This is a genomic window from Sodalis sp. RH16 (assembly GCF_047324245.1).
In the GTDB taxonomy this organism is placed as follows: Bacteria; Pseudomonadota; Gammaproteobacteria; order Enterobacterales; family Enterobacteriaceae; genus Acerihabitans; species Acerihabitans ligni.
Genome location: NZ_CP178737.1, coordinates 3,994,386 through 4,018,195, shown reverse-complemented (window position 1 = coordinate 4,018,195; position 23,810 = coordinate 3,994,386). Strand labels below are relative to the sequence as shown.

Annotated in this window: 21 protein-coding genes; 14 read left to right on the top strand and 7 right to left on the bottom strand. The window is 57.7% G+C overall.

Going from position 1 to position 23,810, the window contains the following annotated elements:
* The first annotated feature begins 5 nt into the window (after positions 1–5).
* The 3 genes from ACL2XJ_RS18440 (at position 6) to uxuA (ending at position 3,552) form a co-directional block, all read left to right on the top strand.
* The gene (locus ACL2XJ_RS18440; protein ID WP_413724061.1) at positions 6–1,565 is read left to right on the top strand and encodes an FGGY-family carbohydrate kinase; all 1,560 of its coding nucleotides are present in this window, start codon (positions 6–8) and stop codon (positions 1,563–1,565) included.
* 375 nt (positions 1,566–1,940) lie between these two features.
* Positions 1,941–2,234 (top strand): hypothetical protein, encoded by a 294-nt coding sequence (locus ACL2XJ_RS18435; RefSeq protein ID WP_413724060.1) that lies wholly within the window; start codon positions 1,941–1,943, stop codon positions 2,232–2,234.
* A gap of 250 nt (positions 2,235–2,484) precedes the next feature.
* Entirely contained in the window at positions 2,485–3,552 is a 1,068-nt protein-coding gene (gene uxuA, locus ACL2XJ_RS18430) for a mannonate dehydratase (RefSeq protein WP_132922211.1), read from the top strand.
* A 129-nt stretch (positions 3,553–3,681) separates the two neighbouring features.
* Here uxuA and ACL2XJ_RS18425 read toward each other — a convergent pair whose 3' ends face one another.
* The 5 genes from ACL2XJ_RS18425 to ACL2XJ_RS18405 all read right to left on the bottom strand — a co-directional run bounded on the left by ACL2XJ_RS18425 (position 3,682) and on the right by ACL2XJ_RS18405 (position 8,054).
* A complete protein-coding gene (locus tag ACL2XJ_RS18425; RefSeq protein ID WP_413724059.1) occupies positions 3,682–5,019 on the bottom strand; it encodes an MFS transporter in 1,338 nt (445 codons plus the stop codon).
* Between the two features lie 241 nt (positions 5,020–5,260).
* The gene (locus tag ACL2XJ_RS18420; RefSeq protein WP_413724058.1) at positions 5,261–5,449 is read right to left on the bottom strand and encodes a hypothetical protein; all 189 of its coding nucleotides are present in this window, start codon (positions 5,447–5,449) and stop codon (positions 5,261–5,263) included.
* Positions 5,450–5,531: 82 nt separating this feature from the next.
* The gene (locus ACL2XJ_RS18415; RefSeq protein WP_165934128.1) at positions 5,532–6,257 is read right to left on the bottom strand and encodes a glycosyltransferase family 2 protein; all 726 of its coding nucleotides are present in this window, start codon (positions 6,255–6,257) and stop codon (positions 5,532–5,534) included.
* A 2-nt stretch (positions 6,258–6,259) separates the two neighbouring features.
* Complete coding sequence (locus ACL2XJ_RS18410; RefSeq protein WP_413724057.1) at positions 6,260–7,474, bottom strand: glycosyltransferase; 1,215 nt, start codon at positions 7,472–7,474, stop codon at positions 6,260–6,262.
* A gap of 4 nt (positions 7,475–7,478) precedes the next feature.
* The gene (locus ACL2XJ_RS18405) at positions 7,479–8,054 is read right to left on the bottom strand and encodes a DedA family protein (protein ID WP_132922216.1); all 576 of its coding nucleotides are present in this window, start codon (positions 8,052–8,054) and stop codon (positions 7,479–7,481) included.
* A gap of 760 nt (positions 8,055–8,814) precedes the next feature.
* Between ACL2XJ_RS18405 and ACL2XJ_RS18400 the strand changes: the two genes are divergently transcribed.
* Positions 8,815–9,378 (top strand): DJ-1/PfpI family protein, encoded by a 564-nt coding sequence (locus ACL2XJ_RS18400; protein ID WP_413724056.1) that lies wholly within the window; start codon positions 8,815–8,817, stop codon positions 9,376–9,378.
* A 22-nt stretch (positions 9,379–9,400) separates the two neighbouring features.
* Here ACL2XJ_RS18400 and ACL2XJ_RS18395 read toward each other — a convergent pair whose 3' ends face one another.
* The gene (locus tag ACL2XJ_RS18395; protein ID WP_413724055.1) at positions 9,401–10,489 is read right to left on the bottom strand and encodes a serine hydrolase domain-containing protein; all 1,089 of its coding nucleotides are present in this window, start codon (positions 10,487–10,489) and stop codon (positions 9,401–9,403) included.
* A gap of 205 nt (positions 10,490–10,694) precedes the next feature.
* On the opposite strand from ACL2XJ_RS18395, the gene ACL2XJ_RS18390 reads away from it, so the two are divergent.
* The 6 genes from ACL2XJ_RS18390 to ACL2XJ_RS18365 all read left to right on the top strand — a co-directional run bounded on the left by ACL2XJ_RS18390 (position 10,695) and on the right by ACL2XJ_RS18365 (position 18,377).
* Complete coding sequence (locus tag ACL2XJ_RS18390; protein WP_413724054.1) at positions 10,695–11,585, top strand: aldo/keto reductase; 891 nt, start codon at positions 10,695–10,697, stop codon at positions 11,583–11,585.
* A 30-nt stretch (positions 11,586–11,615) separates the two neighbouring features.
* Positions 11,616–12,962, top strand: coding sequence for an NTP/NDP exchange transporter (locus tag ACL2XJ_RS18385; protein WP_413724053.1), 1,347 nt, complete (start codon positions 11,616–11,618; stop codon positions 12,960–12,962).
* A 214-nt stretch (positions 12,963–13,176) separates the two neighbouring features.
* Positions 13,177–14,010 carry a pyridoxine/pyridoxal/pyridoxamine kinase gene (gene pdxK, locus ACL2XJ_RS18380; RefSeq protein ID WP_132922222.1) on the top strand — a complete coding sequence of 278 codons (834 nt, stop codon included), beginning with the start codon at positions 13,177–13,179 and terminating at the stop codon, positions 14,008–14,010.
* 244 nt (positions 14,011–14,254) lie between these two features.
* Complete coding sequence (efeU, locus tag ACL2XJ_RS18375; protein ID WP_413724052.1) at positions 14,255–15,862, top strand: iron uptake transporter permease EfeU; 1,608 nt, start codon at positions 14,255–14,257, stop codon at positions 15,860–15,862.
* 14 nt (positions 15,863–15,876) lie between these two features.
* Complete coding sequence (gene efeO / locus ACL2XJ_RS18370) at positions 15,877–17,121, top strand: iron uptake system protein EfeO (protein WP_203521912.1); 1,245 nt, start codon at positions 15,877–15,879, stop codon at positions 17,119–17,121.
* A complete protein-coding gene (locus ACL2XJ_RS18365) occupies positions 17,118–18,377 on the top strand; it encodes a Dyp-type peroxidase (protein ID WP_413724051.1) in 1,260 nt (419 codons plus the stop codon). Before efeO ends, ACL2XJ_RS18365 begins: the two co-directional genes overlap by 4 nt.
* Positions 18,378–18,419: 42 nt before the next feature.
* Here the strand turns inward: ACL2XJ_RS18365 and ACL2XJ_RS18360 are convergent, their stop codons facing one another.
* A complete protein-coding gene (locus ACL2XJ_RS18360) occupies positions 18,420–18,548 on the bottom strand; it encodes a hypothetical protein (RefSeq protein WP_413724050.1) in 129 nt (42 codons plus the stop codon).
* A 342-nt stretch (positions 18,549–18,890) separates the two neighbouring features.
* Between ACL2XJ_RS18360 and hpaD the strand changes: the two genes are divergently transcribed.
* The 4 genes from hpaD (at position 18,891) to ACL2XJ_RS18340 (ending at position 23,810) form a co-directional block, all read left to right on the top strand.
* Complete coding sequence (gene hpaD / locus ACL2XJ_RS18355) at positions 18,891–19,919, top strand: 3,4-dihydroxyphenylacetate 2,3-dioxygenase (RefSeq protein WP_413724049.1); 1,029 nt, start codon at positions 18,891–18,893, stop codon at positions 19,917–19,919.
* Between the two features lie 137 nt (positions 19,920–20,056).
* A complete protein-coding gene (locus ACL2XJ_RS18350) occupies positions 20,057–21,292 on the top strand; it encodes an MFS transporter (RefSeq protein ID WP_413724048.1) in 1,236 nt (411 codons plus the stop codon).
* A gap of 119 nt (positions 21,293–21,411) precedes the next feature.
* On the top strand, positions 21,412–22,698 hold the full coding sequence (locus ACL2XJ_RS18345; protein WP_413724047.1) for an FAD-dependent monooxygenase: 1,287 nt from the start codon (positions 21,412–21,414) through the stop codon (positions 22,696–22,698).
* A gap of 65 nt (positions 22,699–22,763) precedes the next feature.
* Positions 22,764–23,810 carry an amidohydrolase family protein gene (locus ACL2XJ_RS18340; protein WP_413724046.1) on the top strand — a complete coding sequence of 349 codons (1,047 nt, stop codon included), beginning with the start codon at positions 22,764–22,766 and terminating at the stop codon, positions 23,808–23,810.

Here is a 23,810-nt window from a genome sequence, read left to right as displayed (position 1 = left end):
CCTATATGAGTGACAATTATCTTATCGGACTCGACTACGGGTCTGAATCGGCGCGCGGAGTGCTGATCGACACCGTCAGCGGGCGCCAGATCGCCAGCCACACCCATGCCTACCGCCACGGCATCATGACCCGGCAATTGGCCGGCGGCACCCTGCTGCCCCACGGCTGGGCGCTGCAAAATGCGGCGGATTATCTGGAAGCGGCCGAGATTATCCTGGGGAAACTGGGGCGCGGTCGCCGGGTTGCGTCAATCGGCGTGGGATTCACCGCCAGTTCGCCGCTGCCGGCGACCAGGACGGGCATTGCCCTTTCCCGACTTCAGCCCGATAACCCCCATGCCTATGTAAAACTCTGGAAACACGGGGCGGCGCAGCAATACGCCGACGCGATTAATGCGCGCGGCGGGGCCTTTCTGGCGCATTTTGGCGGCCGGCTTTCCGGGGAGTGGCTGCTGGCAAAGGCGGTCCAGATAGCCACAGAATCCCCCGCTACGTGGAAGGCGACCGATAAGTTTATCGAATCCGGCGACTGGCTGGTCTGGCAACTCACCGGCAACGAGGTAAGAAGCCTTGGTTTCGCGGCATATAAAGCTCAGTACCTCGACGGTGAAGGGTATCCCGACGGGATCCTGCCCGATCTCGGCTCCCGGCTAACGGCCCCGAAGCGTATCGGCTCGCCCGCGGGTAGCCTGACCGAGGCCTGGCGCAAGAAAACCGGCATAGAGGGTAATGCCGTGGTGGCCGTGGCCGTTATCGATTCTCACGTCGTCCTGCCCGCTATCGGGGCGGTGAAGACCGGAAGCCTGGTGGGGGCGCTGGGCACCTCGGCGGCCTATCTGTTGCTGAGCGAGCAGTATCAGCCGCTGCCGGAGGGCATCGAGGGAGTGGCCAGGGATGGATCGATTCGTGATTTATGGTGCTACGAGGCGGGTCAGGCCAGCTTCGGCGACACGCTGAGCTGGTTTGTTAAACAGTTTCCCCGCGCGGACACGCCCAGTGAAAGCTTTCGGCTTTATAATCACGAGGCGGCATCCTATTATCCGGATAAAAACCCACTGGTGGCGCTGGACTGGTGGAACGGCAATCGTGTTCCGCTGGCGGATTCCCGCCTCAGCGGCATGCTGGTGGGCATCGGCATGGACACGACGGCAACAGCTATCTATCGCACCCTCATGGAATCCCTCTGTTTTGGCGCGCGGTCAATCGTCGAATTGTTTGAAGCGGGAAAAATCGAAATCGACAGAGTGTTGATGACCAGCGGGCTGGCACAGAACAATCCCCTGCTGGTGCAGATCATGGCGGACGTCATGGACCGGCACATCGACGTGCCGGCGCTGGACAATCCAACGGCGGTAGGCGCGGCCATTCACGGCGCGGTCGCCGGCGGGGTGGTGGCCGACTATCACGAAGGCGCCGCTCGCTTCGGTGCCCGCGGCTACCGACAGTACAAGCCCGATAAGACCCAGGCGGCGGCCTATGCGCCGCTTTACCGGATTTACCGGAATATGGCCGCTTCCACCGACGTCCGCCGGGCTATGCACAGCTTGCGTTCCGCTGATGTTTAGCTTGATAGCAACGCGCGCGCGTTCGCCCCTGATGTTGTTTAGCAGCGTGCGCGCCGGGTGGATTGGCTGGGATAACAAAAGGTTAGATTATAGCTAATTTCACATAAAAGACGGAAAATACTGAAATGGCAATATTCACTACTTCATCTTAACCTAACTGAAATATGACAAAGATGATTTTGAAAATCATATAAATCCGACCCCCAGATAAGTCCAGCATCTTCTCCTATGTAAAACGCCGCCCCGTCGCCGCCCGCCCAACGCCTTTAATTCGCAGGCTAAGTATGTCAACCTTCGAAAGCAAACGATCCCAACCCATTGATGGGAATGGTTATTTTCCCATCTCTCTAACGTTATCGAATATAAGGAAAAGTAATGAAACGGTTAGTGATTGGTACTTTTACGTTATTATTTTTAATGACTGCCGCAAACGCTGCTGAAACCACAGCCACAGCGCCGGTAAGCGGCGGAACAACGTCCGGCGCGGTGGGCGGTTCCGCCGCCGGGGTCTCCGGCGCGGCAATGTCGGTAGGCACCGCCACGGTAATCGGCGTCGGCGCCGTTGCCGCTGTTGCCGGGGCTGTCGCCATAGCATCCAATACCGGTGATGATTCCCATGGCGGGAGTTCATCCTCATCGCCATCAACCACCACCTCAACGGCTCAATAAGCGGTTTCACCGAGCCGGCGGCACCAGAGTTTCATCAGCAATTCCCACCGGTCATCTTATGTATGACCGGCTTTTTTTCAGGATCCATGACACCGAAACCTGCCCATTGGCCGCGATGGCCATCGCGGTTCCCATAATCAGCTACGATCTTATTATCTCAGGCAAAAAAACGGACTATTAAAACCATATACTAGTATGGTACTATGGCAAAAGATCATTACCCGTTTAGCGATAAAAGGTGGACGTAAACATGCAAATGACAATGCGCTGGTTTGGGCCGGATGAAGATAAAGTCACTCTGGATTATATACGCCAGGTGCCCGGAGTGGAAGGCGTGGTAGGTGCGTTGTACGACGTGCCGGTAGGCGAGGTCTGGCCAAAGGATAAGATTGAAAAATTGGTTTCACTGGCGCATCAGGCCAATCTGACGATGGAAGTCATCGAAAGCGTCAACATCCATGATGATATCAAAATCGGATTACCGAGCCGTGACGGATATATTGCAAATTATAAACAAACCATCCGTCATTTGGCCGAGTACGGCGTCAAGGTTATCTGCTATAACTTCATGCCGGTCTTTGACTGGATGAAGACCGATATGAACTATGTGCTGCCCGATGGTTCCCTAACCATGGCCTTTGAGAAAAAGGGCATCGACAAGTCGCTGGAAGAAGTGGTTAAAGAGGTCCTGGACAACTCAAACGGCTTTGCCCTTCCGGGCTGGGAACCGGAACGTCTGGCCCAGGTGCAAACGCTGTTTGCCAAATATAAAGATGTGGATGATAGCAAGCTGCGTGAAAACCTGGCCTATTTCTTAAAAGAAATCATCCCCGTCTGTGAAGAAGTCGGCGTGAAGATGGCCATTCATCCCGACGATCCGCCCTATTCCATTTTCGGGCTGCCCCGCGTAGTCAAAAACCGCGACGACCTGGACTGGATTTGCAACGCCGTCGATTCAGAAGCCAACGGTATTACGCTCTGTACCGGCTCCATTGCCGAAGACCCGACCAATGACGTCTACCAGATTCTGGAAGAATTCACGCGCCGCAAACGTATTCATTTCGCCCATGTCCGCAATATCAAGCGAATCAAGGATAAAGACTTTTATGAGTCGGCCCATTTATCCCGCTATGGTTCGCTGGATATGTTCAAAATCATGAAAGTCCTGCATGACAACGGGTTTGATGGTTATATCCGTCCCGATCACGGGCGCTTTATCTGGGGTGAAACCGGCCGTCCCGGTTACGGTTTATATGACCGCGCCATAGGCCTGAGCTATTTGCTCGGCATGTGGGAAGCCCTTGAGAACAATGCCTGATTGGCGGTAAACATCCTGCGGGGGTTTTCACCGGTTTGCCGGAAATAATCCCCCCGGTATGGGGGCTGTTGATATTAATCGCCATGTCATGCCCTTGCGGGGCGCTCCGTGGCGAGGCAGCGGATAAAATCAGCCGCCGCTCCCGGTATGCAGCGCATTCACCGCCGGGGCGGCCTGCTCCGCCTGGTACTGCTTCAGCAGGCGGGGAATCATCAGCGCGCCGGCCAATCCGCACAAGGCCGAGAGGGTTAGCCATACCCCCGGCATGGATTTATCCCCGGTGACGTGAATAAGATAGCTGCAAACCGCCGGCGTAAATCCGCCGAACAGGGCCGTCGCCAGGCTGTAAGCCATGGAAAATCCACTGGCGCGCAGCTGTACCGGCATCACCTCGGTCAGATAAACCACCATGGCGCCGTTATAGCCGGCATACAGAAACGACAGCCACAGCTCCACTTCCAGCAGATGATCAAACGAGGCATCCTTTACCAGCCAGCGCAGCGACGGCCAGGCGGTAAACACCATCAGCAGGGTAAAGAAAAGCAGCAATGGCCGCCGGCCGACCCGATCGGAGAAAGCGCCCATCACCGGCAGCCAGAAAAGATTGGAAATGCCCACCGCCATGGTGACCAGAAAGCTCTGCCGGTCGCTCATCATGAGCACGGTCTTGCCGAAGGTGGGGGTAAAAGCGGTAATCATATAAAACATTACCGTGGTGGTGACCACAATCAGCATGCCCGCCAGCACCAGCGCCCAGTGACCCGCCACCGAACGCATAATCTCTTTCATGGAGGGGTGATGGGTGCGTTTGCTGAACGCCTCCGTTTCCTCCAGCATGCGCCGGATCCAGAACAGAAACGGCACGATAAGGCAGCCCACCACGAAGGGAATGCGCCAGCCCCATTCCGTTACCTGATCCCTGCTTAGCAGGTGATTAAGCATCAACCCCAGCAGGGCGGCGAAAATCACCGCTACCTGCTGGCTGCCGGACTGCCAGCTGACATAAAATCCCTTGCGGTTTTTTGGCGCGACCTCGGCCAGATAAACCGACACGCCCCCCAGTTCCACCCCCGCTGAAAAGCCCTGCAGCAAACGGCCGAGCAGAATCAGAATCGGCGCGGCGATGCCCAGGGTGGCGTAACCGGGAATGCAGGCGATGGTCAGGGTGCCCAGGGCCATCAGTCCCAGCGTCAGGAGCAGGCCCTTGCGACGCCCGTGATGGTCAATATAGGCTCCCAGCACGATAGCCCCCAGCGGCCGCATCAGAAAGCCGGCGCCAAAGGTCATCAAGGTGAGCATCAGGGAGGCGAAGGGATTTGTCCCGGGGAAAAAAGTCTTGGCGATGGCGGTGGCGTAATAGCCAAACACCATAAAGTCATACATTTCTAGAAAATTGCCGCTGGTGACGCTGAAAATCGTTTTGGCCCCGCGTTGAGGCAACTTGGCCGATGCAGACATTGAATTCATGGTGGTTTCCTTGGAAGGCGCGACCTCGTAGACCGAATCATCAGATAAAATGTGGCACGTTTTTCAGTGTAGTTTACAAATCCCTGACAAAGGCAACCGCATATTGCCTTTGTTGTTACGGGCTGAGAGCTGGCGCACATTTTTATGTCGACGCGCCGATGGAGCGCTATGCCTGATGTCTGGCTGCAATACTGAAATAAAAAAACATTGCACCACATGCCTAATCCATTACCGCTTATAATCAATTAACATCCCAAGATTTATTGATAAAAGGTTTAAAATGAAAAAAGTCATACTGTGTCTGGCTATCATGTTGGCTACGCTGCCGGTCGCCACGGCGAGCTTCGCCCAAAACATACATAATGAACGGGTAGTGGTTGCCCATCGGCATCACCATTACGTCAAAAAGCACGTCATAAGAAGGCATCATCCGATTCACCATCGGGTTGCTATCCGCGAAGCCGGGCGCAACCACTAACAGAACGTCCATCGCGGGCAAAAACAACTGTTCGCTAACGAATATCGCGATATTCCGATGTGGCGGGTTTATTGCGGATTGCCTCGGACATAAAGTTGATGACATAACGAATGGCGGTAGTGACGAAGCCTTCTTCTTTCAAGCGGCGCGCCGAGGTTTCCATGACCATTTCCAGATCGAATTGCACCCTGCCCTCGACGGACAGCCGCCGGGCGATATTGGTATCTTCCCCGTAAAAGGGAATGGACGTATCGAATCCGCCGATACGCAGCAGGGCCTGTTTACTGGCGGCGAAGTTGCCGCCCACCGCCATATAGCCGGTGAACCAGTAGGTAGGTTTGGCCAGCAGCAGCCAGTAGAGCTTCACCAATAAGCCTTTCACGCCCGGCAGATCGAAATAGCGATACGGGCCGCTGATACACACCAGATCGCTCCTTTTCTCATAGGCATCCAGCACTTTACCCAGCCAGCCGGACGGCATACGCGTATCGGCGTCGATAAAGGCCAGGATATCCCCCGAAGCCGACTCCAGCCCCTTTTGCCGGGCGCGGGTCAATCCTTTAATGGGCTCGTATACCACGCGTACATTGTCAAATCCGGCCGCAACGGCCGAAGTCCGGTCAGTGCTGGCATTATTGACGACGATAATTTCAAACTCACCGGGTGTTGCGTGCGCCGTCAGCTCCTTCATCGCGCATTGCAGGCAGGTCGCAAGATACAGCTCTTCGTTATAAGCAGGTATTATCAGACTGAGTTTCACGATTACGCTCCTGAGATACGCGACATTTCCTCGGGTACTGCCAGACTGATCCGGGCATAAATCTCTTCCCAGCGGCTTGTCACGGTAGTGATGGAAAATGGTTTAGTCTTTTGGGCGGCATGCTCGCCCATTTGTTTGCGCAACGACGGCGAACGCAGCAGGTGGGTCAGCCTGCGGGCAAAATCTTCACTGTCTCCCGGCTGCGCCAGAAAACCCGACTGTGCGTCAATGTATTCCGGCAAAGCACGCCAGCGCGCCCCCACCACAGGCAAACCGGCGCTCATTGCCTGAATCAATACCATACTTTGTGTTTCAGACGTGCTGGCGATGGCGAAGATATCCGCCGCATGAAAAACGTCGGCCAATGTCGCTTTATCCAGGGTGCCCGGAAATCTGATCCGTTCCCGCACCCCCAAATCCCGCGCCAGCTGTTCAAGGTGATGGCGCGCGGAACCGTGCCCCGCCAGCACCAGCATCACATCGGGCATCTCTATTGCGATAAGGGGCAGAGCGCGAATCAGCACATCGATTTTTTTTTCGTCCGCCAGGCGGCCGGCATAGACGATGGTTGAATGACTGAAACCGTATGAACGCTTGAGGGCCTCGCGCTGGGCATCCGGCATCAGGCAAAACCGAGCCGTATCCACCGGGTTGGATATGACACAGTGCGGACGGCGCAGCCCGAACGCGCACATTTCGTCGATAACGGAATGTGAAGGGCCTGTCACCATATCGCAGCGGTTGTAATACCGGGTGACCCCCCGGACGCTGATTTCGCGGAAAAAATTGGCTGAAAAAGGAGTGTATCCGCTGAATTCGCCGATAGCCCAGTGATTGGTCCCTACCACCGGGACATCAAGGCGGCGAGCGGCGCTGAGCGCCTCAAGGCCGGCCCCCAGAAAGGTATGGGTGTGGATGATATCCGGCGAGAAAGACAATAGCTGGCGCCAGCGCCGCCCGGTAGGCACCAGCAGACGGGACTGCCCGGTGGAGCTGGGCACCGGCAGCGAAAACAGCCGCCGGATCTCGACATTGCCCCCGGCGTCCACTTCCCGCTCGGGGACGCCTGCTACGCTAAAATCATGGCGGGTGGCGCGGGGAGCGAAAATAACCACCTGATGGCCGCGTTTGCCGAGCTCCCGGCATCCGGACAACACCGAGTCCTGGATCCCTCCCAGCTCAGGATAAAAACTGTCTGTAAATACAGCGATACGCATGCAATTACCCTCCTGGCAGCACCGAACCGGTGATCCTACGCAGATAAACGACAAGAGTGATGCAGAACACAGCCAGGAACGAACAGGAAAAGATCCACAGCCATAAATCGATACGCTGCCACGCGGCGCCGGCAAAGAACCCCAGCAATACAAATAAACCGCTTTTGGGTAAGGTCGCCAGCAGGTTAAACCCCAGGAAACGCCAGAGCGGAATTCTCGCCGCGCCCGCGCTCACCAGCACGACAAATCCCGCCGCGTGGGTCAGCTTTGCCGTGACCAGGATACGTCCGGGGTGGGCGCGAAACCGCTCCAGAAGCGGCGCCGGCTGCCAGCGGCCAAAGTCGATACGGCGGCGCCACGGCAAAATCGCGATGCGGCCGCTCATGCCAAGCCCATAAAGAATCAGATCCCCGGCCAGATCCCCCGCCACGGCGATAGCGTAGACGCCGCCGAGATGCAGCAGCCCTTGGGACGCCAGAATCGCGCCAAAGAGCGTCGCCATCGGGCCTTCAATCAGAGCGGCCACGAACAGTGCTGCGTATCCATAGTTGGAAATGGCGGACAACATCCATTCCGGCATAATCCCTCCAATATCCTTGTTATCCGCAGGTTGCGAAAGATGCGTTCAAGGCTGGGGTTATTCGCTCAGGCGGCCGACATTCCCCGGATCCAACCTTTTACTGGCATCCTCAAACTCCCAGGTCACGGAACCTGCTCCGCGTTATAGATGCTGAAATCATACGTTCGGGATGTGACTAGAATCTTACTGAAAATCTGAATTTGAATATTTGGTATATACGACTTGTGTCTAAAATCAAAAGGAAATATGTGTAACATTATGATAAATAATTTGTTTAAAGATATTGATTTAATCAATGCCCGCTCGCCTTCGGTTGCCTTCAGTATAGGCGCCAGAAACATTCCTGCCCATACTATTGCCGGCGGCTAAGAAGGCACACATATCCGGCAAAAAAGGACATTGCCTGATAATAATCATATATTTTAAAATTTGTTTAATGAATGAGCCGCGCAAGGGCCCTCTCACGCTAGCCGCCGGGCAAGTTAATAATCTGCGGGCCAAGCTCATCAAGGGCGGACTCGAAAAAACACGCAAATATGAATCATCAATCTTCGTACTGTTTACTATAAACTTCACCATGTAATAGGTGTTGATAATAACTCCATTGTTAAATGCGTCGGCGTGGTATTTTAACCGTCCATAGGCTATTTTTAGCAAAGACTGCCTATTCCATAACCGAGTCTGATTACGTCGTTGGCAGCCTGTCTGGCATGGTCTGTACGGCAATGCCCTTCCTGTGCCTATCCAGAGAGCTCTCATCATGACAACGAAAAAAATTTTAATGCTGATCGGCGATTACGTCGAAGATTATGAAACCATGGTGCCTTTCCAGGCGCTGCAGATGGTCGGCCATCGCGTGGATGCCGTCTGTCCCGATAAACGTAAAGGCGATTATGTTTTAACGGCCATTCATGATTTTGACGGCGCGCAGACCTATAGCGAAAAGCCCGGCCATCGTTTTGTGCTTAACGCTGATTTTGCCCAAGCGCGGGCGCAGGACTATGACGCCCTGGTTATCCCCGGCGGACGCGCGCCGGAATATTTGCGTTTGAATCCGAATGTGATAAAGCTGGTGCAGGATTTTGATGCCGCCGGTAAACCCATCGCCGCCGTATGCCATGGACCGCAAATACTGGCGGCGGCCGGTGTATTAAAAGGACGAACCTGCAGCGCCTATCCCGCCTGCGCGCCCGAAGTTCGCTTGAGCGGCGGCCAGTTTGCCGATATCGGCATCGACCAGGCCTATGTGGACGATAATCTGGTCACGGCGCCGGCCTGGCCGGCCCATCCGCAGTGGCTGGCAAAGTTCAATGAACTCCTGTAGGCCGATACGCTAAGCCGCACTGTTATCCGGCCTGCCGCACGGCGCCGATAATCCCGCTTAACAGCTGAGTGAGGCTCTCCCGATGCCCGGTACGGGCGGCGGGGGCGGTGTCGTCAGAGGTCATCACCACGGTCAGAGCCAGGCGCGGCACGATATACAGCATCTGGCCGCCATACCCCCAGGCGTAATGCACCTCCTCGCCGCCAATCTGTGTCTGGAACCAGCCGTAACCGTAGCCATCGCCGGTATGGGGCGATTGGGTGCGGGAGTGCCAAGACGCGTCAATCCATGCCTGTGATATCAGCCGCTTGCCTGAAGCCGCTACTCCGCCGTTACGGTAAAGTTCGCCAAAAGCCAGCAGCGAACGCGGGCTCATCGCCATTTCGTTGCCCCCCAGATATATTCCCTGCGGATCGCGTTTCCAGCCGGCAATGGCGAAACCGTCCTGCGGCCCGAGCCACTCGCGCGCCAATTGCAGCGTAGGGCGCCCGGTTCGCCGGGTAAGGATAGCCGACAGCAAATGGGTGGAGCCGGTGGAATAGATCATGCCTGCGCCGGGGGAGTCTGCGAAAGGCCGGGCCAGCGCCGCCCGGACCCAGTTCCGGCTGTGGGCCCAGGCTCCGTAGCCGGGACCGGAGGTGGAGGCCAGCCCGGCCTGCATAGACAGCAGATTGCCGATGGTTATCCGGCGCAGGCGGGGGTCGGGTCTGGCGGGAAGCTGGTCCGCCAGAAGCGGCGCCGCCGCCTGATTGGGGCCGGTGAGAAAACCTTTATCGATGGCAATGCCCACCAGGGCCGATATCACCGATTTCGATGCTGACTTGATATCGGTGGGCGCGGTGGTTGAATGGCCGCGATAGCCGCGCTCGGCAACAACATCACCTTGCCAGGAGACAAGCACTGTCTCAAGCGGCCGGAGGCCTTGCGCCTCATCGAGCAGCGGCGCTAACGCCGGCACCGGCTTTGCGACGCAAACCGGCGTTGGCAAAAAAAGCAACATGATGCATAAAACCAGCCCCCGCCTGATGCCTAACCGCCCGCTGGCGGCGGCAATATTGCCGCGGGATTGCCTATGTCCGGCGTTTATATCGTCCGCTATCCGTTCATTCATACAATTTTTTTACTGTCCGCGTCGGTACGATTTGTATGAATTGTATCCTTTGCCGGCGCTGTTTCAATGGCTCCATAGTCTGCTTTAGTAAAAACGGCAGCACATGCGCCGACGTTTTCCTATAGTGGTAAGAGATGCCTGCCGGGGATAATATCCCTCTCATTAAGGCGAATCCCGGTTAACGTTTAACGCAGGGGGTGATGGGATGGCAAGTCTCACAAGACGGCAATTCTGCCTGGCGGGCGCGGCCATAAGCCTGCTGGGCGGGCGGGCGATGGCGCAGCCGGAGAGGTCCGGCGTGCCGCTGCCGGACGGCAGTAAAGCGCCGGCCCTGGGCCAGGGCTCCTGGCATCTGGCCCAGGGCCGCCACCCGGCCGAAGAGGAGGAGAATGCCCTGCGAACCGGCATCGCACTGGGTATGACGCTCCTTGATACCGCCGAGATGTATGGTAACGGCAGCGCCGAGCGGCTGATCGGACGCGTCATCGCCGGGCAGCGCGACAAGGTGTTTCTGGTATCCAAAGTCCTGCCCTACCACGCCACGACCGCCGACGGGATCCGACAGGCTTGCCAGGCCAGTCTCGCCCGGCTGGGCACGCATTATCTGGACCTTTACCTGCTCCATTGGCGCGGCGGCGTGTCGGATCTCGGCGTGGTGGTCAATACCTTCGAAAGCCTGCGCTCGGAGGGACGCATCCGGCACTGGGGGGTGTCGAACTTTGACGTTGGGGATATGGAAGACCTGTTCCGCGTTCCCGGCGGCAATGCCTGCGCCACCAACCAGGTGCTTTATAACCTTACGCAAAAAGGCATCGAAGGGGATCTGCTTCCCTGGTGCGTACAGCACAAAATGCCGATTATGGCCTATTCGCCCCTCGGCATGACCGGCGGACTCCTGGGCAATACCACCCTCAGGCAGGTCGCCGCCAGGCACCAGGTCGGCCCGGCCGCGGTGGCCCTCGCCTGGACGATGCGCAGCGGGCATGTCATTCCCATTCCTGAATCCGGTTCGCCGGATCATGTGAAAGAAAATGCCTTGGCGCTGTCGCTGCGGCTGACGGAACAGGATGTCAACGAACTGGCACAGGCTTTTTGACCAAAGGCTAAACAGAGGGTAAATAGCATAATGCCTTTTAAAACCAGGGTATCCGGCCTGTTGAATCGGCTCGTTTCGCAACCCCGGCGCTTCATCAACGTCCGCCCGGCGGAGATGCGCATGCTGGCCTGGTCCTGGCTCTATATTTTCGCCCTGTTCCTGGCCTACTATGTGCTGCGTCCAATCCGGGATGAACTCGGCGTTGCCGGCGGCGTGCGGAATCTGCCCTGGCTTTTCACCGGCACGCTGCTGGCCATGCTGGTGACGAACCCCGCCTTCGCCTTCGCGGTCCGGCGTTGGCCGCGCGAGAAGTTCATCGCCATGACCTACCGCTTCTTTATGCTGAATCTCGTGGTTTTCATGCTGCTGCTGGCCCTGGCCACGCCGGCGCAACATGTCTGGATCGGACGGATATTCTTCATCTGGGTATCCGTATTCAACCTGTTTGTGGTGTCGGTGTTTTGGTCCTTCATCGTGGATGTGTTTGACGCGGAGCAAGGCAAGCGGCTGTTCGGTTTCCTGGCCGGGGGGGCCACGCTCGGGGGCATCGCGGGCTCGGCCCTGACGTCCGGCTTTGTGGAGAAGCTGGGACAAAGCGCCCTGCTGTTCGCTTCGCTGGTGCTTCTCGAGGTGGCGGTATTCGCCTCAAGGCGTTTGTCGCGGCTAAACGATGCCTTCAGACGGCCGCTGCCCGGCGACGATCCCGGCAAACCCGTGGGCGGCGGCATCTTCACGGGGATGACGCACACTTTTCGTTCGCCCTATCTACTGGGTATCGCTTTTTTCATTCTTTTTTACTCCACCACCTCTACCATCCTGTATTTTCAGCAGGCGGCCATCGCCGCAGCGCATTTTGCCGATCGCGGGGCGCGTACGGCCTTCTTTGCCGATATCGATTTCTGGGTGAACGTGGTCACGCTGGTATTTCAGCTTTTTATTACCGGACGATTGATGAAATGGGCCGGGGTTGCGGTGACACTGTGCGCGCTGCCGCTTTTCAGCGTGGCGGGATTTACCGTGCTATCGGCCTCCCCCGCCGTCGGCGTATTCGTGGCGGTACAGGTGGCGCGGCGGGTGAGCAACTTTGCCCTGGCCCGCCCGGCCAGGGAAGTTCTGTTCACTTCCGTGCCCAAGGAAGATCGCTACAAGACAAAAAACTTTATCGATACCGTTGTCTATCGCAGCGGCGATCAGCTGGCCGGCTGGTCCTATGCCGGGCTGCTTGCCCTGGGACTCAGCATCACCGGTATTGCCATCCTGGCCATACCCCTTTCCGCCCTGTGGCTGGCGTTGAGTTTCTGGCTGGGCCGCAGGCAGGAAGATTTGGAGCGCATACGACGAGAGGAAATCGCCTTGCTATCTCCGGGCAAAGAATAGAATCCGCCTTTCGCACCAGCGGATAACGGCCAAAGGGATCATAGGCCCCATGCACCGGATTGTTGCGTTGCTTGGAGCTGCCCCGAAGGGGCGATGCTTACGGATGAGCCGAGTATTGCCGACACATGCGCAACTTGAAGAATGGCGGGTATATCGTTAATAGGCTAACGGCATTACAATAAGGCTTCCTGTCATCGGAGCCTTTATTTTTATTATGACCGAGCCTTTGAAAACCCTGCCTGTTGATGTGATATCCATCCAGTCGCAGGTCGTCTACGGATGCGTGGGCAACAGCGTTGCCGTCCCGACGCTGCAGAAAATGGGGTTGAACGTTGTCCCTGTTCCCACGGTTATGTTCAGCAATACTCCGCATTATCCCACCCTCTACGGCGGCGCGCTGTCGGATGACTGGTTCAGCGGCTATTTGCAGGGACTGCACGACCGCGGCGTCACCGAGCAGGCCAAAGCCATCCTGGTGGGATACATGGGCGGCCCCTCACAGGCCGGGATTCTGGCCGAATGGTTAACCCGCCTTATCGCCGTCCGTCCCGATATACAGGTCATCATTGATCCGGTTATCGGCGATTACGATACCGGCATCTACGTCAATCCTCTGATGACGGCGGCCTACCTTGACCGTCTGCTGCCCCTGGCCCGGGGTATGACGCCCAATTGTTTTGAGCTTGAGTTGTTAACCGGACGGCAAATCACCGATATAAACAGCGTGATTGCCGCCGCCCGGACGCTGCTTACCGGCAGGACGCAGTGGGTCGTGGTCACCAGCGCCGCGCCGGGGAGCAGCGGCGGCAGTGAAAATGAACTGCGCGTCATTATGGTGACCCGGCAAAAGGAGCAGGTCTTTTCGCACCCGCGCATCGCCATTTACCCGAAAGGGACCGGAGATTTGTTCAGCGCGGCGCTGACGGGCTATCTGCTGAAAAATCAAACCCTGCCGGCGGCAATCGAAGGCTCATATGGTGACGTCATGGCCACCCTTGAGCGCACCCGCAGGTATGGCTACGGCGAGCTGTTGCTGCACGATCGCTGATATTTACCGGCCGGCATGCCGGTCAAACACATTCATGCGTCCAGATAAGACAACCCGGCGGCCACGTTGCGAGCGCAGTTCGTCCGCCGGAATGGCTTATACACATTTCTTTACACTTTACGATGTGTTTCATTACTCTTCACGTTATCTCTACTTCCTGATTTTGAATGTTAATGGTATTAATATTCATTCGTATTTTACCCCTAAAAATAATTGAAAGAGGTCCAAAACGTTAGCCACTCTCGTGATAGGCCTGCGTGAAGGCCTGGAAGCCGCGCTGATAGTCGGCATTATAGCGGCGTTTCTGCGCAAGAACGGGAAACGCCTGACGGCCATGTGGATAGGCGTTGTTTTAGCGGTGATACTTTCCATCATCGTCGGCGTCGCCCTGGACCTGGCCGAGCAGTCTTTGCCCCAGGCCCGCCAGGAAGGTATGGAGTCGGTTATCGGCGGCATCGCGATCTTTTTCGTCACCGGCATGATAGCCTGGATGAATGCCCACGCGCACAACATGCGACAGCAGTTGGAGGCGGAAGCGGCGAACGCCTTAAGCCAGGCCAGTGCCTATGCCCTGGCCAGCATGGCGTTCCTGGCGGTGTTGAAAGAGGGTTTCGAAACCAGCGTATTCCTGCTGGCGACGTTCTCGGTGGCGCAATCGGCGCAAATGGCCGTCGTGGGCGCCGTGATCGGACTACTGATGGCCGTTATTATCGGCTGGGGCATCTATATCGGCGGCGTGAAAATCAATCTTTCACGCTTTTTCAGCCTTACCGGCGCCTTCCTGATTCTGGTGGCCGCCGGGCTGGTGATCTCTTCCCTGCGCACGGCCCATGAAGCCGGCTGGCTGAATGTCGGCCAGCAGACGGCGCTGAACCTGTCATGGCTCGTTGCCCCCGGCACCATACAGTCGGCGCTGATTACCGGCGTACTCGGTATACCGGCTGACCCCAGACAGATTGAGGTCGCGGGCTGGCTGATTTATCTCATCGCCGTCGCCCTGTTTGTCTATTGGCCGTTATCCCTGCGTCCAGGGCCGCGTTTATCCGCCCGGCTCCGGATCACCGCCGCCGCCGCGCTCGCCGCCGTGGCGCTGGCTATGTTCCTGCTTTATCCGGAACCCCGTCCCGCTATAGCCGACCAGGCCACGATAGTCGCCGTGGCGGACGCCGATCCCCAGCCCATCGGCACCCTTCGCCTGGACGCGGCATCCGCGGATTCACCGGCCACCCTCGAAATCTCTACCCGCGACGGGCAAAAGAAAACGCTGATCTTACGGTTAGACCAACGCCAGCAGGAGAACTATGAAGGCATCGAGGCCTCCGTATGGACCCTTAGCGACGCCAGCCGGATGCCGGATTCGCCCTCCTCGGTAAGTCTCGATGACGTCGTCGCCCTTAATGGCGGACGGATCCCCATCGGTCTCAATCCCCAGCAGCATCCGGGGCCTTACCGCGCGGATCTGTCGATGAACTGCTCCACGCGGGTCTGGATTGCCGATGGCGTGCTGCTGGACGCGAACACCAGCGCCAGTAACGTACTCACGCTGTCCGGCAGCGGTCTTCAGACACCTCGTACGCTGATGATCAACGATACCGGCGCCCCCTCCTCCGCCTGTCACTGGCAGGTGGAGGAGGCCTACCGGGACCAGGCCGTCGCCGCGCTGAATCTTCTTGCCTCCGCGCGGGATGAGCGGCAGTTCTGGGCGGTCGCCGTGCCGGTCGCGCTGGCTATCGCCGCGATCCTCCTTATTGTTTCCGCCGGCCGTATTCTAATCCGGCTGTGCCGCGTCGCCAAAGCCGACACCGCCGATTCAAAACCACCGTGCAGTCTTAATGCCGATAATCTCGATTAATAAAGGAGCAACACATGCCGCGTACCCACCTTCCGTCACGTCCGTTCATCGCCACTGCCGGTCTTACGACGCTTATCCTGTTTTCCAGCGGCATCTATTCCATTGATGCCTTAGCGGATACTTCCCCGGCGCCGGTAAAAAACGGCGTCTCCCAGGTGAAGATCACCATGACCGGGGACAATGACGGCACCTGTGTTCTCGACCATAGCGTCGCCAAGGCCGGTCCGGTGACCTTCTCGGTCACCAACAAGACCGCCACTTCCATCACCGAGGTTGAACTGCAAAGCAACAACCGCATACTGGGGGAGAAAGAGAATCTCGCCCCCGGGCTGCCCACCGTCAGCTTTACGCTCACCCTTGACGGCGGCGCTTATCAGATTTATTGCCCCGGCGCCAAACAGGAAATGGTGAACTTCAAAGTCACCGGCAAGAGCGCCGCGCGGCCCACCGGCAGCACGGCATCGATTCTCGCCGTCGGCACCAAAGGCTATGCAACCTACGTAAACGGCGTGGTGGATGATATGAAGACGGCGGTGGACCGGCTGAAAACCGACATTGACGCCGGCGACCTCGACAAGGCCAAAACGGATTATCCGCAGGCCCGTCCGTTCTATGAACGCGTTGAATCGGACGTGGACGGTTTCGTTCTGCCCGGCTTCAAAGCCACCGACAATGCGGGTAATCTCGATTACCTCATCGATATGCGCGCCTCCAACCTTGATCCCAAGGTAGGCTGGCACGGCTTCCACGCCATCGAACGTGACCTGTTCCAGAACGGTAAGATAACCGACGAGACCAAACAGCTGGCGGCCGAATTGCAAGCCAATGTCATCAAGCTCGACAATGTCGTGAAGTCCCTGAACTACAAGCCCGAAGATCTCGCCAACGGCGCCGCCGACCTGCTTGAAGAGGTACAATCCACCAAAATCAACGGCGAAGAGGAAGCCTTCAGCCATTACGACCTGGTGGACTTCGCCGGTAACGTCGAAGGGGCGCAGCAGGCCTTCGCTTTTCTGCAACCCGGTATGGAAAAAATTGACCCCGACCTGACCAAACAGGTCAACGCCCAGTTTGCCGCCGTGCATACTCTGCTGGAAACCTATCGCGACCCGAGCGTACCCGGCGGTTATAAACTCTATACCGACCAATTGAAAGCCTCCGATGCCACCAAACTCAGCAAGAGCATCCAGGCCCTGCAGGAACCCTTGTCCAAAATTTCCGAAAAAGTCGCCACCGCAGGCAAGGAGCATAAGCTATGAGTGAAAAAGACGCCCCGGCCGATAAGCCGGCCGGGGAGTTTTCACGCCGCGATGTGATCCGCGGCGCCGTCGTCGGCGCCCTGGGCATATCCAGCTACGCAGGCGCCGCGCAAGCGGTGCCGTCCTCTTCGGAGGACAGCGTGGACCTGTCCCGGTCCCACGCCTTTTACGGCAACGCCGAACAGGCGGGCATCCGTACGCCCCCCCAGCGCTACACCTTCTTTATGACATTTGATTTGACCACCACGCAGCGCACCGAGCTGCAGGTGCTGCTGGCGCGCTGGTCGGCGGCCATCGCCCAGTTGACGAAAGGACAAACCATCGGACAGGTGGAACCGGTGCGGGATTATGGCGTCGGTTTCGATACCGGCGAGGCCTTGGATCTCGGACCCGCCTCCCTGACGGTGACGGTGGGCCTCGGGCTCAAGGTCTTCACCGATACCTATGGTCTGGCGCAGCATAAACCCCCGCTCCTGCGCGAGCTCAAGCAATTGCCCAGCGATGCCATGAAGCCGGAACTCACCGGCGGCGACCTCTCATTGCAGGCCTGCGCCGACGACCCCCAGGTGGCTTATCATGCCATCCGCGATCTGGCCCGTATCGCCAAGGATACCGGCGCCGCGTCAACCCGCTGGACGGTGATGGGATTCGGCCGCGCCTCCGCCGGTAAAGGCCAGTCCACCCCGCGCAACCTGCTGGGATATAAAGACGGGACGCGCAACATTATGGAAACCGCCGACTTTGAAAAATTTGTCTGGATTAAGGATGGACCGGCCTGGCAACGCTATGGCAGTTATCAGGTGGTGCGCAAGATTCAGATGCACATCGAGAACTGGGATACCGACCGGGTCAGCAACCAGAATGACGTCTTCGGCCGCCACAAGGTTTCCGGCGCCCCGCTCTCCGGCGTCAAGGAGTTCGACACGCCGGATTTTCAAAAGACCGGCGCCGACGGCAACCTGGTGATCCCCGCCACCGCGCATATTGCGCTGGCCGCCCATGAGAATAACAACGGCTTGAAAATTCTGCGGCGTTCATACAATTACACTGACGGCATCAATAACGTCGGGCTGCTGGATGCGGGACTGCTGTTTATCAGCTACCAAAATGATCCGGCCGCCTTCGAGACGCTGCAAACCAAGCTGGGTGCTTCCGACGGCCTGAATGAATATATCTCCCATATCGGATCGGGGATATTTTTCGTCCCCCCCGCCCCGCCCGTGGGGTCCTATATCGGCGGTAGTCTGTTTGCATAACGGCTGGCGGCCCTCTCAGGCCGCCAATCTTTCTGACCACGCTTACGGGCCCGGCGCCACAAGGCAGCCGGGAGGCGAATGTTCAACCACCATTGTCATCCCGCCGCCGGATTCGCCGCCGATGCCTTGCAAACGGCGCAGCAGCAGCAACATATATTCCTTGCTGTTCATAACCAGGCCTCCCTTTGAGCAGCCGTAGACAGGGAATCATGAGATACAGGTTCCAGGCGCTTAATTTTCATCCAGGGAACACCCCCCGCCCCCGACGGCACACATTCCCTTGCACCCTCCTCACCCATCCACATCATCCTACAAAATCCCGTTCTGTGCGCTTGATCTAAAATCTGTTCCGAATAATAAGATATATCTACTTACGCGATATATCTTAAAACGTCGCTGCGCGTTGTCTTAGTCAGTAGTGGCAACGCCATATCCCTATAAAGGTGAACCGGCCCGAGATATTCGCCGGATCCGAAAACTGACGTTGTATTCACTGAAAGAGAGAGCCTAACCATGCAGCAGATCATGCAGCAGATCGACGATGTGGTCCTGAATCCGCCCTTTAATGTGACACGGGCCAGTCACGTGGTACTTAACGTCCGCGATCTTGAGGCCAGCAAGCACTTTTACACCGAACTCGCCGGCCTGGCGGTAAGCGACGAGGACACCTCGGCCGTCTACCTGCGGGGTCTGGAGGAGCGCGGCCACCACAGCCTGGTGCTGCGCAAATCAGCTGACAACACTTGTTCCCGCATCGGCATGCGGGTCCAGAGCGACGACGACATTCTCAAGGCGCGTGACTATTTCGGCAGCCGCGGTATCGAAGCCCGGCTGGTGGAGGTGCCCTTTCAGGGAAAGACACTGCATGTATCCGACAGCATCGGCGTTCCGCTGGAGCTGTGCGCCGCCATGGAACCGCGCGAGCGCCTCTTCAAGCAGTATTACCGCTACCGGGGCGCCGGCGCCCAGCGCCTGGACCATTATCAGCTTCAGGCCGCCGATGTGCGCAAGGCCTTGCAATTTTACCAGCCCCTGGGATTTCGCGTCAGCGAATACACCTACTCGAAGACGGATGACGGCGGCGAACATCTCTGGGGAGTCTGGCTGCAGCGCAAAGGCAATCCCCATGACATTGTCTTCACCCATGGCCTGGGACCGCGTCTGCACCACTTCGCCTATACCCTCCCCGACACCAACGACATGATCCGCGCCTGCGACGTAGCGGGGTCGCTGGGGTATGCGGCCCGTCTTGAACGCGGCCCCGGCCGCCACGGCATCAGCGGCGCTCTGTTTATCTATTTTCGCGATCCGGACGGACACCGTATCGAACTGTTCAATACCCACTATCAGCACATTGACCTGGAACCGGCGGTGGGCTGGGATCTGGCCAACCCGAAGCGCGCTGATCAGTGGGGCATGCCGGCACAGAATAAGTGGTTCGCCGAAGCCACGGCGTTTACGTCCGTCACTCCCGAGCAACCCGACGTCAAGGTGGATCCGCCGACGCTGGAGCGGTTCCTTGGCATGGCCAGCGATGCATGAGCATCCCGCACCGGGATCTATAGCCTGGATAATTCGATGACGGGTACCAACGGAGCTGAGCGCTTTCAGCTGCTTATCATGATCTCTATACGGCGGTGGAAAGCGGGCGCAGATAATAGCAACGGGGATAAAAGATCATGGCGACGTTAATAAAGAGTCCGATTTTCAGAATACTGGTGGCCTACGCTCTGGGGGTAATGGCCGCGATGACCGTGAGCGAGGCCGTTACCGAACTGGGCTCTATCGCCCGGGAATTCCATGTCTTTGAACACGGCCAGATTGGCCTGGTTATGTCGCTGCCGTCGCTGATGGTGGCCTTGGGCGCCTTATTGGCCGGTTATATCGTGGACCGCGCCGGTGACCGCATCGTGCTGCTGTGCGGCGCCATGGTTATGGTCATCGGCAACGTCTGCGTAGTCTCGGCGCCGGCCTTCAACCTGCTGCTGGCGGGCCGGGCCATCACCGGCATCGGCTATGTGCTGACGGCGGTGGCCGCCGTTACCCTGCTTATACGCATCACCACGGGCAAGCAGCGCACCATGGCCATGGCATTGTGGTCTACCTTCGTCCCCGCCAGCTTCCTGTTGCCGTTTCTCTCGGCGGGTCTGGCGGCGCATTTCGGCAATTGGCGGGCCGCCTTTATCGCCCACTCGTCGCTAACACTGATACTGGCTTTTTTGGCCCTGATAAGCCTGCCGCGCCGAACGGCGGAGGAAAAAAACCAGTTCTCCCGCACCCGGGGCCTCAGAACGGTATTGAAAAGCCCCCTGCCGTATCTGCTGGGGATCTCCTTTGGCGCCGACGCCTTTTTACAAACCGGCATGATCTCCACCCTGACGCCTTACCTGTCGAGGATTTACGGCGTCAGGGAATTGGAAGTGGCCCATTGGAACGCCGTGGCCATGGTATGCAACGGCATCGGCTGTCTGATGGTGGGCGCCTTGCTGAACCGTGGCATTCGAGCCGTTGCGATAGCGTCTGCCGGCCTTTTGCTGGCTTGCCTGTCGGGGCTGGCCCTTTATACGCTGCAAACGGGCTTTATCTTTTCCATTGTGGCGTCCTGGGTATTCATGTTCGGCAGCGGCCTGCTGGTGGGCATGTGGGCCCTGGTGCCCGTTGTCGCCCCTTCCCGTGAAAGCATCGGCGCCACCAGCGGTCTTATCACCCAGCTCACCCTGGTGGGCGTTTTCCTGGGGCCGCCATTGTTCATTGCGGCGCAGAATGCCGAGACCCCATATGCCTCGGCGATACTGGTTATCGCCGGCCTGGCGGTATGCCTGACGGGCATACCCATCTGGCTGCGGGATCTCCGCTACGGCGTCCCCGCCGGCGGCAATGCCCCTGAGGGGGGAACCCTTAAAGGGCACAGCTGACCGCGCCGAGTTTCATCCGTGCCTGGTCTTATAAAAGACGTGTTTCATAAGCCCTGTCTTTCTTGAGCAAGCGCTCTTTCAAGACAGCGCCTATCAAAAAACCACAAGAGGAAGCCATCATGTTGGATATCGCCATCATCGGCGCCGGCCCGGCCGGCCTGGCCACGGCCCTGCGTCTGCATCAGAAGGGTTTTCGGCCCCGGATTTACGAAGCCGTCCCCGAGCTCAAGCCCTTGGGGGTCGGCGTTGACATCAAACCTTATGCCGTCAAGGAAATCACCGAGATGGGCCTGTTGGAAGAGTTCAAGGCCGTCTCGGTGGAGGCCAGGGAGTCGATCTTCTACACCGGCTACGGCCAGCAGATTTTCAGCGAACAGTGCGGTCGCTATATGGGCTACGAACATGATCAACGCTTCGTGCACCGCGGCCGGCTGCAGATGATGCTTTACCAGGCGGTGCTGGACCGGCTGGGCAAAGATGCGGTTACCCTGGGCTGCCGCTGCACCGACTTTGAGCAGGACGGCGGCGGCGTGACCGTCCATTTCGACAACGCCCTCAATGCCGCGGCGCCGAAAAGCCTGCGCGCCGACGTGGTGATAGGCGTTGACGGCATTCGATCGGTGGTGCGCGGCAAGCTGCTGCCGGAGTCAGAACGCACGTTCTTTTCCGGCCTGACGCTGTATCGCGGCGTCACCGTCATGCCCCCCATCAAGACCGGTGGCAGCATATTGCATATCGGCGATCCCATCCGCCAAGGCACTCTAATAGTCTATCCAATCCAGGATAACGTCGACGGCAATGGCAGCCAGCTCATCAATTGGGTGGTGGAGCAGGACGAGAAACCCCAGAGCGAGGAGGATTGGAACCAGGAGACGGGCGTTAAGGACATCGAACATGTCTTTGACGACTGCAAACTGGATTTCCTGGATATTGGCGAAATGATTCGCAACGCACGGGAATGCTATTTATTCCCGCTTATCGATCACGACCCGTTGCCGCAATGGACCTTCGGCCGCATTACCCTGCTGGGGGACGCCGCCCACGCCATGTATCCCCGCGGCGGCAACAGCGTCTGCCAGGCGTTTGTGGATGCCCGCGTGGTGGCTGAGAAGCTTGCCGACATCACCGACCCGGCGCAAGCCCTCAAAGCCTACGAAACCGAACGCCGCGAAAAGGTGAACTGGCTGGTAATGGCCTCTCGCGGCGAAGGCCCGGAAGTGGTGCGCCGTATCGTTGAAGAGCGCAGCGGCGGTAAGCCTTTCGACGACATCGAGAACATCTTCCCGTACGAAGAGGCCCTGTCCATATTCAGCGAATACCACGCCAAGGCGGGGATGAAGATTCCCACCCTGAAAGACGGCGTTGAGCCCGGCAAATACAAATCGGTTTTTAACACACAACAATAAAACAAAAATTTCAATGGATTTCCCAAAGGTAAATCAGTCATTCACTCAAGAGAAAGGATGTTGTTATGAGCAAAATTGTAGATTCCAACATGCACTGGCTGCCCGGCGACCTGTTCTCCGATAAGAACCTGCTCGACTCGTTCCTCGATTGCGTGCCCAAGCAATACGGCGTGCATACCCGGGTGGAGCAGATAGAAGGCAAAAATCTTCGCCAGCTTATCATTGAGCAACCCAAGGGCTACCAGAATCTGAACTATGCTGAAGGCCAATACACGTTGGAAAGCCAGCTCGCGGATATGGAAAAGGCCGGCGTGGACCACGCTATTTTCCGTTTGCCGGTGTGGCAGGAATGGCTGGATCTTGAGACCTGCAAAAAGGTCAACGACCGCATGGCGGAATACGTCAAACGCAGCGACGGCAAGATGTCGGCCCTGGCGGTGGTGCCGCCCTGGGGCACCGACGGCGCCCTGCGCGAAGTTGACCGCTGCCTGAATGAGCTGGGCTTTCGCGGCGCGCAGATAGTCGCCCACTATGGCCAGATCTACCTGGATGATCCGGTATTCAGGCCCTACCTCAAGTACCTCAACGATCTTAACGTGACGACGGTGGTCCATCACACGCCGCTGCCGGTGGATTATCACTCGGTGCTGCCCTATACCAACCAGCGCCGCCAGTTCGGCCGCTGCATCGACCAGGCAACCGCCGTAGGCCGCGAGCTGTTCAGCGGCATGTTTGACGAACTACCCAACCTGAAATTTATCCACTCCATGCTGGGGGGGGCTTTTTATGCCTTCGCCGATATGCTGGTGCCGCCGAAGAAAGAAGAGTTCAAAGACGCCGTGGATCGCTTCCAGGCAGGCACCGGCAATCTGCGGGATCATCTGAGCAACAACATTTTTTTTGATATTTCCGGCGCGCCGCAGTGGGGCAAAGCCCAATTGGAAGCCGCGGTAAAAGTGATCGGCGGCAAGAATATCCTCTACGGCAGCTCCTATCCCATCCGTAAGGACTGGTTCTTCCAGGGAATCGAAACCATACAAGGACTGGATATTTCTGAACAGGACAAGGCCGACATCCTTGGCGGCAACGCCGTGCGCATGTTCAATCTGTAA

What these genes read in the sequence shown, in the direction of transcription:
- ACL2XJ_RS18440 (WP_413724061.1), top strand. Translation starts at nt 6, where the DNA reads ATGAGTGACAATTATCTTATCGGACTCGACTACGGGTCTGAATCGGCG.
- ACL2XJ_RS18435 (WP_413724060.1), top strand. Translation starts at nt 1,941, where the DNA reads ATGAAACGGTTAGTGATTGGTACTTTTACGTTATTATTTTTAATGACT.
- uxuA (WP_132922211.1), top strand. Translation starts at nt 2,485, where the DNA reads ATGCAAATGACAATGCGCTGGTTTGGGCCGGATGAAGATAAAGTCACT.
- ACL2XJ_RS18425 (WP_413724059.1), bottom strand. Translation starts at nt 5,019, where the DNA reads ATGAATTCAATGTCTGCATCGGCCAAGTTGCCTCAACGCGGGGCCAAA.
- ACL2XJ_RS18420 (WP_413724058.1), bottom strand. Translation starts at nt 5,449, where the DNA reads ATGATGCCTTCTTATGACGTGCTTTTTGACGTAATGGTGATGCCGATG.
- ACL2XJ_RS18410 (WP_413724057.1), bottom strand. Translation starts at nt 7,474, where the DNA reads ATGCGTATCGCTGTATTTACAGACAGTTTTTATCCTGAGCTGGGAGGG.
- ACL2XJ_RS18405 (WP_132922216.1), bottom strand. Translation starts at nt 8,054, where the DNA reads ATGCCGGAATGGATGTTGTCCGCCATTTCCAACTATGGATACGCAGCA.
- ACL2XJ_RS18400 (WP_413724056.1), top strand. Translation starts at nt 8,815, where the DNA reads ATGACAACGAAAAAAATTTTAATGCTGATCGGCGATTACGTCGAAGAT.
- ACL2XJ_RS18395 (WP_413724055.1), bottom strand. Translation starts at nt 10,489, where the DNA reads ATGAATGAACGGATAGCGGACGATATAAACGCCGGACATAGGCAATCC.
- ACL2XJ_RS18390 (WP_413724054.1), top strand. Translation starts at nt 10,695, where the DNA reads ATGGCAAGTCTCACAAGACGGCAATTCTGCCTGGCGGGCGCGGCCATA.
- ACL2XJ_RS18385 (WP_413724053.1), top strand. Translation starts at nt 11,616, where the DNA reads ATGCCTTTTAAAACCAGGGTATCCGGCCTGTTGAATCGGCTCGTTTCG.
- pdxK (WP_132922222.1), top strand. Translation starts at nt 13,177, where the DNA reads ATGACCGAGCCTTTGAAAACCCTGCCTGTTGATGTGATATCCATCCAG.
- efeO (WP_203521912.1), top strand. Translation starts at nt 15,877, where the DNA reads ATGCCGCGTACCCACCTTCCGTCACGTCCGTTCATCGCCACTGCCGGT.
- ACL2XJ_RS18365 (WP_413724051.1), top strand. Translation starts at nt 17,118, where the DNA reads ATGAGTGAAAAAGACGCCCCGGCCGATAAGCCGGCCGGGGAGTTTTCA.
- ACL2XJ_RS18360 (WP_413724050.1), bottom strand. Translation starts at nt 18,548, where the DNA reads ATGAACAGCAAGGAATATATGTTGCTGCTGCTGCGCCGTTTGCAAGGC.
- hpaD (WP_413724049.1), top strand. Translation starts at nt 18,891, where the DNA reads ATGCAGCAGATCATGCAGCAGATCGACGATGTGGTCCTGAATCCGCCC.
- ACL2XJ_RS18350 (WP_413724048.1), top strand. Translation starts at nt 20,057, where the DNA reads ATGGCGACGTTAATAAAGAGTCCGATTTTCAGAATACTGGTGGCCTAC.
- ACL2XJ_RS18345 (WP_413724047.1), top strand. Translation starts at nt 21,412, where the DNA reads ATGTTGGATATCGCCATCATCGGCGCCGGCCCGGCCGGCCTGGCCACG.
- ACL2XJ_RS18340 (WP_413724046.1), top strand. Translation starts at nt 22,764, where the DNA reads ATGAGCAAAATTGTAGATTCCAACATGCACTGGCTGCCCGGCGACCTG.